The sequence below is a fragment of the Curtobacterium sp. PhB191 genome, assembly GCF_004346515.1.
GTDB lineage: Bacteria > Actinomycetota > Actinomycetes > Actinomycetales > Microbacteriaceae > Curtobacterium.
In genome coordinates, this window is the sequence record NZ_SMBV01000001.1 from 592,030 (window position 1) to 605,743 (window position 13,714).

The window sequence follows — 13,714 nt, forward strand, 5'->3', positions numbered from 1 at the left end:
AACCGGGCACGGTGCGTGGAACCTCGCACGGGGTGGCGAGGTGCGCACGGTGCGGGCGGGAGGCGCGTGGCGGGCTGGCGTCGTGCCTCCCGTCCGAGCGTGTGGTGCGTCCACAGCACGGTGCGGCTTTCGCGGACCGGTGCGCGATCCGCGCGGGTCGCACGGTGCGAGGTGAGTGAGCTGGTGCGGGGTTGCGCGCGTGGTGCGCGCTTGTAACCGGGCACGGTGCGTGCAACCTCGCACGGGGTGACGACGTGCGCACGGTGCGGCGGGGAGGCGCAGCGCTCGTGACGTCCGGTGAACGGGCGTGTTACGGACGCGAGTCAGGCGGTGTGCCGCGGCGCACGCCACAGCGGCCGCGCGTAGGTTCCAGCCATGAGTGCAGAGCTGACGCTCGGCGCCGAGGAAGAGCTGCACCTCATCGACCTCGAGTCCGGCCGACTTTCCGCGAAGGCCCCGCGCCTTCTGCCCAAGCTGCCCGCCGACCGCTTCGGCGCGGAACTGCAGCGCACGACCATCGAGACGAACACCCCCGTGGTGCGCACCCTCGACGACCTGCGGCGGGTGATCGTCGACCTGCGCCGGGAGCTCAGCGCCGCGATCGCACCGGCGGGGGTCACCATCGCGTCGGTCGGTACGGCGCCGCGGTCCGAGTACGCCGACTTCGAACTGACCAGCGGCGGGCGCTACGGCCGGATGCAGGAGCAGTACCGGATGCTCGTCGACGAGCAGCTCATCTGCGGCCTGCAGGTGCACGTCGGTGTGAGCGACCGCGACCTGGCGGTGCAGATCGCCCAACGGGTCGCGCCGGTGCTGCCGGTGCTGCTGGCCCTGAGCGCGTCGAGTCCGTTCTGGAACGGGCAGGACACCGGGTACTCGTCGTTCCGCAGCATCATCTGGCAGCGGTGGCCGTCGGCCGGCAGCTTCGGGCGGGTGTCGAACGCGGCGGAGTACGACAAGGTGCTCGACGACCTGATCGCGTCGGGGGTGATCGCCGACAAGAAGATGGCGTACTTCGACGTGCGGCCGTCGTCGCACGCTCCGACGCTCGAACTCCGGGTCTGCGACGCCACCCCGATCGTCGACGACGCGGTGCTCATCGCCGGACTGTTCCGGGCCGCGGTGCGGAAGGCCGAGGTCGCCGTCGAGTCCGGCGCCGAGTGGCACCCCCGCAGCGAACCCCTGCACCGTGCAGCGATGTGGCAGGCGGCGCGCACGGGGCTGAGCGGCGAACTGCTCGGCCTCGGGCAGCACCCGGACCGCCTGCCCGCCGAGGTCGCCGTCCGGCAACTGGTGTCCCGCCTGCGTCCGGAACTCGAGGAGCTCGGCGACTGGGGCACGGTGACGGACCTGCTCGAGGACACCCTGGCCCGCGGCAACTCCACCGATCGGCAGCGCACCGCGTACGCCGAGCGCGGGGAGCTCGACGACGTCGTCGCCCTGGTGGTCGAGGACACCGCCGGCACGCCGTCCGGACGTGACGAGGACCCGGCGGTCGCGGTCCCCGGGTACCGCGTGCGCGCCGGCGACGAAGCGGTCGGCCCCGGTGCCCGCCCCCGTCCGGCGTTCCGCGACCTGGCGACGTACTTCACGGCCTGGGACGCCGACGCCACGAACGAGCACTGCGCCGCGCGCGACGCCTGGACCCGCGAGCACGAGGTCGGCTTCGTCGTGGACGGCGGCGTGCAGGCGTTCGGGTGCGACCTGGTGCCGCGGACGATCAGCGCGTACGAGTGGTCGCAGCTGGAGCGCGGCCTCGGGCAGCGCGCACGGGCGATCGAGCTGTTCCTGCGCGACGTGTACGGCGAGCGGCGGATCGTGGCCGACGGGGTCATGGACGAGCACCAGTTCGTCGGGGCGAACGGCTGGGACCCCGACGCCTCGCGCCTGCCCGGTCACGCGGTGCGGGCACCCGTGCTCGGCTTCGACCTGGTGCGGAACGAGTTCGGCGGTTGGCGGGTGCTCGAGGACAACGTGCGCTCACCCTCGGGTGTGGCGTACGGCATCGCCCTCCGCGAGCTCATGGACGACGTCGTGCCCGACGCGCCCCGTCCGGCGCTGTTGCGGGACCCGCACGGCGTGACCGACCGGCTGCGCGAGACCCTGCGCACCAACGCGACCGCGGTGACCGGCAACCCGGACCCGGTGCTCGCACTCGTCAGCGACGGCCCCGCCGCCGGCGCGTGGTTCGAGCACCGCAGGCTGGCCGACGGAGCCGGGCTGCGCCTCCTGGCCGGGTCTGACCTGGACGTCCGTGACGGACGCGTGGTCGACGCGACGACCGGCGACGTGCTCGACGGGCTGTACCTGCGGATCGACCGCGACGTGCGGGCCCTGACCGCGGACCACGCGCCGGAGCTGGGCGCCCGCGTCCTCGACGTCGCCGAGGCCGGACACGTCCACCTGGCGAACGCCCCGGGCAACGCCCTGGTCGACGACAAGGCGATGTACGTCAACGTGCCGGACCTGATCTGGTACTACCTGGACGAGAAGCCGCTGCTCGAGTCGGTGCCGACGTACCGCACGAGCATCGAGGGCGAACGCCTGTCGGTCCTCGACCGGGTCGGCGAACTCGTGACGAAGCCGGTCGACGGCGAAGGCGGACGCGGGGTCCTGATCGGGCCGAGCGCGAGTGCCCCGGAGGTCGCCGAACGACGGCGCGAGATCGCCGCGGACCCGGCCGGTTGGGTCGGGCAGGAAGTCGTGCAGCTGTCGTCGCACCCGACCATCGGACCGGCGGGCCTCGACCCACGGCACGTCGACCTGCGCGCGTTCGTCTACCTGACCGGTACCGGCGCGGACGACGCGCACCTCGCCGACGTCGCCCTGACCCGGGTCGCACCCGAGGGCAGCATGGTCGTCAACTCGTCGCGCGGCGGCGGGGCCAAGGACACGTGGATCGTGGGATCCGCCGCGAAGGCGGCGGCCGAGGGAGAGCGCTGATGTGTGGACTCGCGGGTGAGATCCGGTTCGACGGCACGGCCCCGGACGTCGGAGGAGTGGCGCGGATGACCGGGTGCATGGTGCACCGCGGCCCCGACGGTGACGGGCTGTGGGCACGCGGGCCGGTCGCGCTCGGGCACCGACGACTGTCGATCGTCGACCTGTCCACCGCCGGTGCGCAGCCGATGGTGCTGCCCCGGGCCGGACTGACGATCGCGTACAACGGCATGGTCTACAACTACGAGCAGCTGCGTGACGAGCTGCGCGGCAAGGGGCACGAGTTCTTCTCGACGTCGGACACCGAGGTCATCGCCGTCGCCTACGCCGAGTGGGGCACGGCCTTCGTCGAGCACCTGATCGGCATGTTCGCCATCGCGATCTGGGAGCACGCCAGCGGCCGACTCGTGCTCGCGCGGGACCGGCTCGGCATCAAGCCGTTGTACGTGGCACAGGTACCGGGCGGGCTCCGCTTCGCGTCGTCCCTGCCTGCGGTGCTGGCCGGCGGCGGCATCGACACGTCCATCGACCCCGTCGCCTTCGCGTCCTACATGAGCTTCCACTCGATCGTGCCGGCACCCCGCACGATCCTGTCCGGTGTCGGCAAGCTCCCGCCGGCCACCGTCCGGGTGATCGAGCGCGACGGCACGTCCCGCGACACCGTCTACTGGGAGCCGCGGTTCGAGCGCGACCCCGCCAGGGCCGACTGGACCGACCAGGACTGGGAGCAGGCGTTCATCGGGTCGCTCCGCACCGCGGTCGAGCGCCGCATGGTGGCCGACGTCCCCGTCGGCGTGCTGCTGTCCGGCGGCATCGACTCCTCCCTGGTCGTCGGACTGCTCGCCGAGGCCGGGCAGCAGGACCTCGCCACGTTCAGCATCGGCTTCGAGGCCGCTGGCGGTGAGTCCGGCGACGAGTTCGAGTACTCGGACCAGGTCGCGAAGCACTTCGGCACCGACCACCACCGCATCCACATCCCGTCGACGCGCCTGCTCGACGGCATCGACGGTGCGGTCGCCGCCATGAGCGAGCCGATGGTCAGCCACGACTGCGTCGCGTTCTACCTGCTGTCGCAGGAGGTCTCGCAGCACGTCAAGGTCGTGCAGTCCGGCCAGGGTGCCGACGAGGTGCTCGCCGGCTACGACTGGTACCCGCCGCTCGCCGACGTCCCCCGCGACCAGGCGGCCGAGGCCTACCGCTCCGTGTTCATGGACCGCAGGTGGCCGGCGCTGCAGGGGCTGCTCGGGGAGCGCTGGAAGAGCGACGACGACACCCCGTCGGCGTTCGTGGACGCTGCGTTCGCGGTTCCGGGCGCGGAGACGAGCGTGGATGCTGCGCTCCGCAGCGACACGATGACGATGCTCGTCGACGACCCGGTCAAGCGCGTCGACAACATGACGATGGCGTGGGGCCTCGAGGCCCGCGTGCCGTTCCTGGACCACGAGTTCGTCGAGCTGGCCGGCGCGATCCCGCCCGCGCTCAAGCTGTCGGACGGCGGCAAGGGCGTGATGAAGCGGGCGTCGCGCGGCATCGTCCCCGACAGCGTCATCGACCGCAGCAAGGGGTCGTTCCCGGTGCCCGCGATCCGGCAGCTCGAGGGCCCGTACCTGGAGCGGGTGCGCGCGGCACTGCACGCGCCGGAAGCACGTGAGCGCGGCCTGTTCGACCCGGGTACGGTCGAGCGGATGCTCCAGGACCCGAACAGCACGCGGACCGAGATCGGCGCCAACGCGCTCTGGCAGCTCGGCCTGATCGAGATGTGGTTGCAGCAGCAGGGGGTGCGGTGAACGTGGGTTCGATCCGGACTGGAGGCTCGGCGAGCGTCGCGTCGTCGGTCGACGTCCGTCCCTCGGTCACGACCAGGGCCGCGGCCGACCTGGGTGAGCGGCTCGCCGCCGCCTGGGGGTCGTGGGGCCCCACCATGACCCGGAACGCCCGGCGCGTGGCGTTCGTGAGCGACCGGCACGGCACCCCCGAGGTGTTCGTGCAGGACGTCGTCGTCGACGGCGAACTGCCGGAACCGGTCCGGATCGCGCTGTCCGACGACCCCGTGATCCGGGTGTCGTGGTCGTCCGACGGGGAGTGGCTCGCCGTGGCGATCGCGACCGACGGTGGCGTGAAGCAGCAGGTCTGGGTGGTCCGGCCGGACGGCACCGACGCCGCGCAGATCGCCGGTTCGCGCTACCAGCACGCCGAACTCGGCCCGTGGAGCCGCAGCGGGCACCGGGTCGTCATCACGCTGCCCTCGACCGAGGCCGACCAGCCGGCCCGCTCGTACCTGGTCGACCCGGTCTCCGGCGACCGCGACGACCTGGCCGTCGGCGAACTCATCCACATCCTCGACCTGTCGGTGGAGGAACGCCTCGTCGTGCTCAGTGACGGGCAGCGCGGCCAGGAGTTCGTGGTCGTCGTCGACCGGCTGACCGACGAGAGCCACGCCCTGTTCGCCGACGACCCCGACGGGTCCGCGGAGATCGCGTTCCTGCGGCCCTCGCCCGCGAGCGAGACCAGCCCCCTCGTCGCCTACGTCGCCACCGAGGCCGGACTGCCCCGCCGCGGACTCGTCGCCCAGCCGGTCGGACCACACGGCTGGCGTGGCACACCCCGACGGATCATCGAGCGCGCCGACGCCGAACTCGAGTACCTCGACGCCGACGACGCCGGCCGCACGCTGCTGCTCGTCTGGAACGTCGACGGGCGCAGCGAACTCGACCTCATCAACACGCACGACGCCTCGCGCACCCCGGTGCCGGACCTGCCCGGGTACGTCGTCACCGACCCGGTCCTGAGCCGCGACGGCCGGAGCGTCCTGCTCGCCGTCGAGGGACCCACGCGACCGCGGGAACTCTGGCGGCTCGACACGAACGCGCTCACCTGGAGCCGGGTCACCGACGTCCCCACGCTGCCCGATGTGCAGCTGGTCGAGCCGACGCTCGAGCGGTTCGCCGCGCGTGACGGACTGGAGCTGACCGGCTGGCTGTACCGGGCGGTGGAGCCGGCCACGTCGTCAGCCGTCGGCGCTCGTGCTGCTGCTGCCGTGCCTCCCGGCCCGCGCGCAGCGCTCGTCCACCTGCACGGCGGACCGGAGTCGCAGGAACGACCCACGTTCTCGCCCCAGCACCAGGCGCTCGCCGCAGCGGGCGTGACCGTCCTCGCCCCGAACATCCGCGGATCGTCCGGGTACGGACACGAGTTCGTGCACGCCGACGACCTGGCCCTGCGTTGGAACGCGCTCGCCGACGTCGTGGACTGCGCACGGTTCCTGGTGTCGAACGGGTACGCCGACCGCTCCCGGGTGGCCGTCGAGGGCCGCTCCTACGGCGGGTACGCGACCCTCGCGTCGTTGGCGTTCACGCCCGACGTGTTCGCGGCAGGTGTCGCCGTGTGCGGGATGAGCGACTTCGCGACGTTCTACCGGGACACCGAACCGTGGATCGCCTCTGCCGCTGCGACGAAGTACGGGCACCCCGTCGACGACGAAGCGCTGCTCGCGGCCCTGTCGCCGATGCGGGCGATCGACGACGTCACGGCGCCCTTGCTCGTCGTGCACGGTGAGCTCGACACGAACGTCCCCATCGGCGAGGCGCACCAGGTGGTCGCGGCGCTGCGGGAGCGGGCGCACGACGTCGAGTACCTGGAGCTCGCGGGTGAGGGGCACGAGTACCGACGGGCGTCGTCGCGGGCGCTGCTGGTGCGGCGGATGGTGGAGTTCGTGGCGTCGCGGCTGGGGTGAGGCGGGGCGCTCGGTCTGGTGGGGGTGCTCGCTGGTGCGAGGTTTCACACTCGGTGCGAGGTTGTTTCCTCGCACCAGGTGAACAACCTCGCACTGTGCCGTCACGGGGTGCAACGATGCGGTGGCGGCGCTCGCCGCGGGCAGAGAATGGTGGGATGACGACGACTGCGCCGACCTCGACCGCGCTGCCCCGACCGGGAGAGGTCCTCGTGGCCTCGGCAGCGGACGTCGAGCAGGTCGTCCAACGCGCCACGAACCACTACGCCTCCGGTGTCGTCGCGGACACCGCCGGGTGGGCGGACGGCGATCGTCGGCGGATCGAGGACCTCGGGTTCCGCGGTGGTGATGCCCGCGGCGAAGCACTCCGGACCCTCGACCTGACGATCGCCGACGACGGCACCCCGACGCGCGTGCTCGACGCACCCGCCATGGCCGCGCTGAACAGCCACCACGCACGGTTCGCCGAGCGGCGCGGCGACGTGGTCCGTTACCAGACCGACGTGTCGGTGTGGACAGGGATCCCCGAGCAACCCACTGCGCAGGACTGGGAGGACGTCCGGGCACTGCTCGGATCGGGCGGGATGCTCGGCGTCGGTGCGGCTGCCGTCCTGCCGTCGGGGTGGGAGCTCGTCGAGGGTGCCGGCGGCGTGCAGCTCACCGGCGAGGCGATCGAGGGGGCGCCCGACGACGAAGCCGTCGTGCTGACACCCGACGACGTGCCGGAGATGACCGCCCTGGTGGAGCGGACGAAGCCGGGGCCGTTCCTGCCGCGCACCATCGAGCTCGGCACGTACCTGGGCATCCGGCGGGACGGACGGCTCGTCGCCATGGCGGGGGAGCGGTTGCACCCGCCGGGGTGGACCGAGATCAGCGCCGTGTGCACCGATGCGGAGTACCGAGGCCAGGGGTTCGGGCGGCGGCTGGTGCTCGCCGTCGCGCACGGGATCCGCGAGCGTGGGGAGACGCCGCTCATGCACGCGGCCGCCGGGAACACCGGGGCGATCGGGTTGTACCAGCACCTCGGGTTCCGGCTGCGGGATCGCGGGGCGCCGCGGTTCGTGCGGGTGCCGTGAGCTGGGCTCGTTCCTGACCGTCAGAAGGCGGTGAGGGCGCGCCGGAGCATGTCGTGGCCCTGCGCCTCGAAGCCCTCGTCGCCGACGGCGTAGGCCCAGGTCGCGGTGCCGACGGCCTCGCGGAGTTGCAGCCAGCGCCAGGCGTCCGACTCGCGCGGATCGTCGCCGTAGCCGTCGAAGAACGCCGCTTCGAGGGCCGGATCGTCCTGCCAGTGCAGCACCGCGAGGCGGGTGAGGTCGAAGGAGGCCGGGCGCCAGCCGAAGCGGCCGAAGTCGATGACGCGGAGCCTGCCGTGGCCGTGGCCGTGGCCGTGGCCGTCGCCTTCGTCGTCGACGATCCAGTTGCGCGGGTGGAAGTCGCCGTGGGTCGGGACCAGGGGCTCGTCCGGGTGGTCGGTGGGGAGCATCTCGAGTGCCGCGCGGGTCCGGGCGACGACGTCGGACGAGATCCGGTGCGGGGTATCGAGGGCACGGAAGGCCTTCGCCTGTTCGTGCAGCAGGAACGTCGGGTCGTGCCGGGTGCCGTGGTCGTGCAGACGCCGGAGGACTGCGCCGGCCTGCCGGTGGACGTCAGGGGCGTGCTCGTCCGGGGTCCCGAGGGCGAGGTAACCGGGGACGCGCTCGAGGATCAGGACCCGGTGCTGTTCGTCCGCGGCCACGAGGGCACCGGTGTCCCCGGCGGCGCACAGGTCGTCGGTCACGGTCCGGTGCGCGTCGAGTTCGCGGGGAAAGTGGGTGTTGTCCTGGCCCGAGGCCTTCACGGTGTAGCCGACGTCGCCGTCGACGACGTGCAGGACCCTCGTGTCGAGCAGGCCCCACGAGTCGTCCGCCACGAGGACGGCATCGGGGAGCGTGTGGAGCACGAACGCGATCTGGTGGTCGTCGAGTCCGGTGTCGCCCCAGTGCATGGCGGCACGTTACCCGGTCCGCTCTGCGCACCGCGGCCGTTCTGGGGGCTTGTCGACCCTTCCGCACCCTCGGACACTGATGCAGCCGTCCGCCACCGGGGTGCGGGTGCGGCGTGATCAAGGAGGCGCTGTGCGCACGTCGTCGAAGGCCGCAGCCGCGGTCGCACTCGGGCTCGCCCTGACGGCGGTCGTCGCCGCACCGGGAATCGCGGGAGCGCCAAGCTGCCAGGGGAGCAGCATCTCGATCCACGACCTGGCGTCCGGGTGTCGCGTCAGCTCCGGCGTGGTCGCGCTCGAGGACGGCCGGACCTTCGCGGTACCCGCAGCCGGCGTCACGCTCACCGCTGCCCCGGTCGCCGAAGGGGACACCGACCCCGGTGACGTGGTGATCGCGAACCGTGGTGCCGCGGGCATCGCCGTGCAGGTCGACGAGGTGTGGGCCGGATCGCCCACCGCCGTCCGGCAAGAACGCGCAGCCCAGCAGCGCCGAGCGCTCGGAGCGACGATCCGTGGCACCGTCTCGCACAGCGGCGCCACGACGTCCGCGAGCTGCGGGAGCAAGGCGTACGTGCTGACCGGCGCGCACTGGGAGTCCACCGTCCAGTGGCGGTACAACCCGACGGGGTCGAAGGTGTCGAACGTCGCAGCGATCCAGCGCGGTGCTGAGGCCTGGACCGGCACGATCACGGCGTGCGGTGAGAAAGTCCAGTCGACGGCGGCCCAGGAGTACCTCGGCACCGCGACGCAGAAGCCTGCGGTCACCGCCGATGGTGGCTGCGGGACCTCGAACCGGACGAGCGTCGTCGGGTGGGGCAAGCTGCCGTCGAAGACCCTGGCGCTGACGTGCATCTGGTCCTTCACGGGCGGGGTCGCATTCGAGACCGACCAGCGGTACTCGACGAGCCACCGGTGGGCATCGACCAGCACCTGCTCGGGCAACCGGTTCGACCTGCGCGGCATCGCGACGCACGAGTGGGGGCACTCGTACGGGCTCGGGCACACGGCGCAGAAGTCGGGGCTCGTGATGAAGCCGTCGTCCACGGTGTGCGACACAGCGCAGCGGACGCTCGGGCTCGGCGATCTGCGGGGGATCGCGGTGCTGTACTGAGCGGACGCGACGGCGTCGTCGATCTGTCCACAGGATCAGCTGGACGGGCCCGCTGACCGCGCGCACTGGCTACGGTCGTTCGCGATGACCCAACCTGCCCTGCCCGAGAATTACGCGGCAACGCTCGATGCGCTGAAGAAGCGCGTCCAATCCGCCAGGTTCACGGCGCAGCGCCGTGTCAACACAGAGCTGGTCCGCCTCTACTGGCAGATCGGCGCAATGATTCTCGACCGCCAGCAAACCGCAGGGTGGGGGAGTGGGCTCGTGGACCAGTTGGCGCGTGATCTCCGGACCGCCTTTCCTGAGATGAAGGGCTTCTCACGGCGGAACGTGTTCTACATGCGCAGTTTCGCGGCAGCGTGGCCTGGTCCGGATGTCGTGCAACAGCCTGTTGCACAACTTCCGTGGGGTCACATCACCGTGTTGCTCGGTCGCCTCGACGGCCGAGAGCGCCGTGACCGGTACGCGGCGCAAGCGCTCGAGCACGGTTGGTCCCGGAACGTCCTCGAGCACCACGTCGCGACGAACGCCCACGAGCGATTCACCTCAGCACTGACCAACTTCGACCGTGTCCTCGACGAGGCTGACTCCGATCTGGCGCAGCAGATCACGCGCGATCCGTACGTGCTCGACTTCTTGGCGCTCGACGCAGGTGCAACGGAGCGACAGCTGGAGGAGCGGCTCGTCGACCGCATCATCGACACGCTCCGGGAGCTCGGCACTGGGTTTTCGTTCGTCGGGCGGCAAGTCCACTTCGAGGTTCACGGTGACGACTTCTTCGTCGATCTTCTCTTCTTCCACGTCGACCAGCTCCGGTACGTCGTCGTCGAACTCAAGAGCGGCAAGTTCAAACCCGAACACCTCGGCCAGCTGTCGTTCTACGTGTCCCTGGTAGACGACCGGCTCCGGCGCCAACAGCACTCGGGCACCGTTGGGCTCCTGCTCGTGGCTGACAAGAACGACCCGGTCGTGCGGTACGCCCTCAGCGGGCACGGAGCCCCGGTCGGCGTCGCTCGGTACGACCTCCTTCCATCGACGCTTCGTGCGGCACTGCCCTCGGAGGACGACCTGACGGGGATGCTCGCCGATTCTGCCGTCAACTGATCAGGGTCGAGCTGTCGGATTCGTGGATTCTCTAGGATCGACCCATGTCCACGACCATGCCCGGCTTCGGGACCGAACGCATCTCGCAGCTCGGCCTGCGTGACCGCGTCTACGACCGGGTGCTCGAGGTCCTGATGGGCCACGACGTCGAACCCGGCATGCGGCTGTCGATCGATGGGCTCGCCCGAACCCTCGGCGTCTCCCCGACGCCGGTGCGCGAAGCCCTCGTGCAGCTCGAACGCACCGGCCTCGTCACCCGTGAAGCGAACAAGGGGTACCGGGTCTCCCCACCCCTGGCCGGCGACCAACTCGAGGCCCTGTTCGACGCCCGACTCATCGTGGAGAGCGGCGCCGTCGAGCTCGCTGCGCGCGGTGACGTCGACGCCCTGCGGGAGCGGCTCGGCATTGCGCTCGACGAGCAGACTGCGGTGGCCGACGAGGTCGCGGCGGTCGGTGCGGCTGAGGCGTCGGAGGAACTCATGGCCCGCTTCTTCCGGAGCGACTGGCAGTTCCACCAGCTGATCTTCGATGCCACGCGGAACCCGTTCCTCGAGGAGATGTCCGAGATCATCACGACGCGGGTGCACCGTATGCGGCAGATCGTCGAGGGCGGCGGGGACGACACCGACCGCGCCGTGCACGAGCACCGAGCGGTGGTCGATGCCCTCGCGGTCGGGCCGGCTGAAGCGGTCGCGGCGATGCGGCACCACATCGACGCCGTCCGGCTCCGGTCGCGCGAGGACGCTTCGCACACGAGCTGATCCCGCAGGGGTTGCGCTCTGTCGAGGTGCGAGTATCTTTCCTATAGGAAAGAGGTTCACCGCCGAACCCCGACATGCGAAGGAGCATTCCGTGAGCACACCGCAGGACTGGGTCGACCAGGATTGGGACCCCACCACCTGGACGTCGGACACCTGGCCGATCGCCGCCTGTCTGCACGGCTTCGCCCAGGTCACGCGCGACGGCACTGCGTTCCACGATGCCCCGGCTGAGGTCTGGGACGACGTGTTCGCACAGATCGCAGCCGCAGGGTTCTCGCTCGCTGAACTCGCCGACAGCCACATCCGCCCCGCGGACCTCGAGCGCTCCCGCCGCGACGAGCTGTTCGCCGTCGCGAAGGTGCACGGCATCGGGATCCCCTCGGTGCACCTGCAGCGCAAGAGCGTCATCCAGCCCGGGCACGAGGAGGACAACCTCGCCTACGCCCACCGCACCATCGACGCGGCGGCCGAGTGGGGCATGCAGGTGTTCTCGACGGGCCTGCACCAGCCGTTCACCGAGGCCCAGAAGCGCGCGCTGTGGTTCTGGACAGCGCAGGGCCCGAAGGACCCGGACGACCCCGAGGTCTGGAACGCGGCGGTCAAGCGCCTGCGGGAGCTCGGTGAGCACGCTGCGAGCGTCGGACTGCCGATGGCCCTCGAGCTGTACGAGGACACCTACCTCGGCACCGCCGACAGCGCCGTGCGCCTGGTCGAGGACATCGGGCTCGACAACGTCGGCTTGAACGCGGACGTCGCGAACCTCATCCGCCTCCACCGGCCGATCGAGGACTGGCGGGAGCTCTTCGCGAAGACCATGCCGCACACGAACTACCTGCACGTGAAGAACTACACGCGTGACGAGGCCGGCGACGGCAGCTGGGCGACGAGCGCGCCGAGCACCATGGAGACGGGCCTCATCAACTACCGCCAGGTCCTGCGCGACGCTGTCGCCGACGGGTTCCGCGGGATCGTCATGACCGAGCAGTACGGCGGGGACAGCCTCGGCGTCTGCGCCACGAACCAGCAGTACATCCGATCCGTCCTCGCGACGACGAAGCTCGACGCGACGGCGACGGCGACGGCGACGGCGACCCCGACTGCAGCAACCAGCACCGAAGGAGCAACCCGATGAGCACCCTCGACATCGCCGTCGTCGGATCCGGCTACATGGGCGGCGGGATCGCCCAGGTCCTCGCCCTCGCTGGCCACACCGTCCGGATCGCCGACGTCTCGGCCGAGATCGCCGCTTCCAACCGAGCCCGGCTCATCGCAGAGACCGAGCAGTTCGTCGCGGACGGCCTGTTCCCCGCGGACGCCGTGGCACGCGTCGACGCCCACCTCAGCGCAGCCGCCTCCATCGAGGAAGCAGTCGCGGAGGCCGACTTCATCGAGGAGGCCGTCCCCGAGAAGATCGAGATCAAGCACGCGACCCTCCGCCGCATCAGCGAAGCCGCCCGCCCCGACGCGATCATCGGCTCGAACACCTCGACGATCCTGATCGAGTCGCTGGCCGAGGCGGTCGTCGGCCCGGAGCGGTTCCTCGGCGTGCACTTCTCGAACCCGGCGCCGTTCATCCCCGGCGTCGAGCTCATCCCGCACCCGACCACGAACGAGCACGCGATCGCGGTCGGCGAGACCGTCGTCGCCGCGACCGGCAAGCAGTCGGCGCGGGTGAAGGACTCGACCGGGTTCGTGCTGAACCGCCTGCAGTACGCGCTGTTCGAGGAGGCCACGAAGATCGCCGACGAGGGCATCGCCACCCCCGACGACATCGACACCATCGTGCGGACCACGTTCGGGTTCCGCCTGCCGTTCTTCGGCCCGTTCGCGATCGCCGACATGGCCGGTCTCGACGTCTACGCGTTCTGCTTCGAGTCGCTGCAGACCCGCTGGCCCGAGCGCTTCGCCACCCCGCCGTCGCTGCAGCAGCACGTCGACGCGGGCGAGCTCGGCACGAAGTCCGGCGCCGGGTACCTCGAGGTGCCGGCCGACCGCACGCCGGAGCTCGTCGCCTACCGCAACAAGGCCTACGTCGCGATGCAGAAGCTGCTCGACGACCTCGGCCCGGCGCCGATCCACTGAGGGGG

General features: G+C 71.2%; 10 protein-coding genes. 9 read left to right on the top strand and 1 reads right to left on the bottom strand.

From position 1 onward, the window contains the following. Positions 1-375 precede the first annotated feature (375 nt). The 4 genes from EDF48_RS02930 (at position 376) to EDF48_RS02945 (ending at position 7,746) form a co-directional block, all read left to right on the top strand. Positions 376-2,943 carry a carboxylate--amine ligase/circularly permuted type 2 ATP-grasp protein gene (locus EDF48_RS02930; protein ID WP_131877986.1) on the top strand — a complete coding sequence of 856 codons (2,568 nt, stop codon included), beginning with the start codon at positions 376-378 and terminating at the stop codon, positions 2,941-2,943. Then, the gene (locus EDF48_RS02935) at positions 2,943-4,727 is read left to right on the top strand and encodes an N-acetylglutaminylglutamine amidotransferase (protein ID WP_131877988.1); all 1,785 of its coding nucleotides are present in this window, start codon (positions 2,943-2,945) and stop codon (positions 4,725-4,727) included. The genes EDF48_RS02930 and EDF48_RS02935 overlap by 1 nt, the downstream gene beginning before the upstream one ends. Continuing rightward, a complete protein-coding gene (locus EDF48_RS02940) occupies positions 4,724-6,673 on the top strand; it encodes a prolyl oligopeptidase family serine peptidase (RefSeq protein ID WP_131877990.1) in 1,950 nt (649 codons plus the stop codon). The genes EDF48_RS02935 and EDF48_RS02940 overlap by 4 nt, the downstream gene beginning before the upstream one ends. A gap of 155 nt (positions 6,674-6,828) precedes the next feature. Beyond that, positions 6,829-7,746 carry a GNAT family N-acetyltransferase gene (locus EDF48_RS02945; RefSeq protein ID WP_207906618.1) on the top strand — a complete coding sequence of 306 codons (918 nt, stop codon included), beginning with the start codon at positions 6,829-6,831 and terminating at the stop codon, positions 7,744-7,746. 20 nt (positions 7,747-7,766) lie between these two features. On the opposite strand, the gene EDF48_RS02950 is transcribed toward EDF48_RS02945, so the two are convergent. Continuing rightward, entirely contained in the window at positions 7,767-8,654 is an 888-nt protein-coding gene (locus EDF48_RS02950) for an aminoglycoside phosphotransferase family protein (RefSeq protein WP_131877992.1), read from the bottom strand. Positions 8,655-8,784: 130 nt separating this feature from the next. Between EDF48_RS02950 and EDF48_RS02955 the strand changes: the two genes are divergently transcribed. From EDF48_RS02955 to EDF48_RS02975, 5 genes are all read left to right on the top strand, one after another. Continuing rightward, positions 8,785-9,762: a matrixin family metalloprotease gene (locus EDF48_RS02955; RefSeq protein ID WP_165918698.1), complete on the top strand. Its 978-nt coding sequence runs from the start codon at positions 8,785-8,787 to the stop codon at positions 9,760-9,762. Between the two features lie 84 nt (positions 9,763-9,846). After that, positions 9,847-10,866, top strand: a complete 1,020-nt coding sequence (locus tag EDF48_RS02960) for a PDDEXK nuclease domain-containing protein (protein ID WP_131877996.1) — start codon at positions 9,847-9,849, stop codon at positions 10,864-10,866. Positions 10,867-10,910: 44 nt separating this feature from the next. Beyond that, positions 10,911-11,627 carry a GntR family transcriptional regulator gene (locus tag EDF48_RS02965; protein WP_131877998.1) on the top strand — a complete coding sequence of 239 codons (717 nt, stop codon included), beginning with the start codon at positions 10,911-10,913 and terminating at the stop codon, positions 11,625-11,627. A gap of 91 nt (positions 11,628-11,718) precedes the next feature. Beyond that, positions 11,719-12,759: a TIM barrel protein gene (locus EDF48_RS02970; protein WP_131878000.1), complete on the top strand. Its 1,041-nt coding sequence runs from the start codon at positions 11,719-11,721 to the stop codon at positions 12,757-12,759. Continuing rightward, positions 12,756-13,709 (top strand): 3-hydroxyacyl-CoA dehydrogenase family protein, encoded by a 954-nt coding sequence (locus EDF48_RS02975; RefSeq protein WP_131878002.1) that lies wholly within the window; start codon positions 12,756-12,758, stop codon positions 13,707-13,709. Before EDF48_RS02970 ends, EDF48_RS02975 begins: the two co-directional genes overlap by 4 nt. Positions 13,710-13,714: the final 5 nt, after the last annotated feature.